Genomic DNA, 320 nt, shown 5'->3' with positions numbered 1-320 from the left:
CCCACGTCCAAACATCTGCTAACCCATTTGTCTACAACTATAGGTTATGTGTTTATTTAACACCGTTACAATACATAACTCAAACTCTAACGATGCGAGTCAGTAGAACTCTTTTAGAACAGCCTGACTCAGTTCTAACGTAGCTTGTTAACAATAAGACCAATCAACAAACACAAGCAATTTGTTATTGATCACACAGGCTGGTTTTTAGGCAGCTACTGCGTAAGAATTTGTATTTTTTGCAGTTATATTTAACTGGCGTTTTACATCCGCTAGATGAGTCGCAAAATAGGTCTCATAATGCCTGTCGAATCCGTAAC

1 other RNA gene is annotated in these 320 nt (G+C 38.1%); it reads right to left on the bottom strand.

The window, feature by feature from the left end:
• Positions 1–318: a transfer-messenger RNA gene (gene ssrA / locus QWJ41_RS20950) on the bottom strand; the annotation flags it as partial.
• Positions 319–320: the final 2 nt, after the last annotated feature.

Source organism: Nocardioides cremeus, assembly GCF_030518195.1.
Classification (GTDB): domain Bacteria; phylum Actinomycetota; class Actinomycetes; order Propionibacteriales; family Nocardioidaceae; genus Nocardioides; species Nocardioides cremeus.
The sequence above is the reverse complement of the archived record's forward strand: the minus strand, read 5'-3'. Positions and strand labels throughout refer to the sequence as shown.